This is a genomic window from Pseudomonas brassicae (assembly GCF_010671725.1).
GTDB classification, from domain to species: domain Bacteria; phylum Pseudomonadota; class Gammaproteobacteria; order Pseudomonadales; family Pseudomonadaceae; genus Aquipseudomonas; species Aquipseudomonas brassicae.
The window spans coordinates 1-1,050 of the sequence record NZ_JAAHBU010000615.1 but is presented as its reverse complement, the minus strand read 5'-3'; the positions used below and the strand labels follow the sequence as shown (position 1 = coordinate 1,050).

The 1,050-nt window shown below is 69.2% G+C and carries 1 pseudogene; it reads right to left on the bottom strand.

The features are described from left to right. A pseudogene (locus G3436_RS26640) lies at positions 1 to 1,050 on the bottom strand (HPP family protein); the annotation flags it as partial.

The following is a 1,050-nucleotide window of genomic DNA, read 5'->3' as shown; positions in this document are numbered from 1 at the left end:
GGACCCGCTCATCTAGGCCGGCCTGTTCACGCTGCAGCAATTGCTGATGCAGCGCGGCGATCAGGTCGGTCTGGGTGATCACCCCGACCAGCGCGCCCGCCTCCAGCACCGGCAGGCAATGCAGGCCCTGGTCGCACAGCAGCGGGATCAGCGCCACGGCCGGCTCGTGGCTGTCCACACTGCGTACCGGGTGGGTCATGACCTGCTCAAGCCGTACCGGCCGCGTTTTGCCGAACAGCGCCCGCCAGCTGAAACGGCGTGCCGCCATGGCCGGCCCGATCAGGTCGCTGAGGCTGACGATGCCCACCAGTTGCTGTGCCTGATCCAGCACGGGCAGTGCCTTGAGGCGATGGCTGGCCAGCAGCGACCAGGCCTGTTCCAGGGTGGTGGCCGGTGTGGCGGCTTGCACGTCGCGCGACATCACCCGTGCGGCGGTCATGCCGCCCAGGCTGCGTTGCAGCGCGTGCCGTTCGGTGGCCAGGATGATGCGTTCCAAGTCGTCGCGGGTCACATCGACGAACTCGCCCAGGTCGTCCAGGGCGCGGTCCAGATCGCCGGCGCTGACGCCTACCCGCTCACTGGCCGGGGCGTCCTGGGTGTGGTGCAGGTCTTTGCGGGCGGTGACGATCTTGGGGTAGCGCACGCCGGTGACACGGTTGTACAGCACCGCCACCAGCAGCAGGCTGAGCGCGTTGAGCAGTACGGGTTCGATGACCTGGGCGCCCATGCTTGCCAGTGACGGGTCGGCCAGCGCCAGGCTGACGGCCAGGGCGCGCCGGGTGGATGCAGACAGCGCAGCAGGCACATCAGCAGGATCACCAGCACCAGCGCCATGCACACCACTGCGAGGCTTGCGCCCACGCCATGGTGCAGACCGAGCCCGACCAGCATCGCGCAGCCGTAGCTGCCCAGCAGCGGCCAGGGTTGCGACAGTGCGCCGGACGGTACGCCGAACAGCAGCACTGCCGAGGCGGCCAATGGTGCCATCAGGTGCAGCGTCACTGCGCTGCCGAACAGCAGGCTGCACAGCCCGCCGGCCAGCAGCAGGCC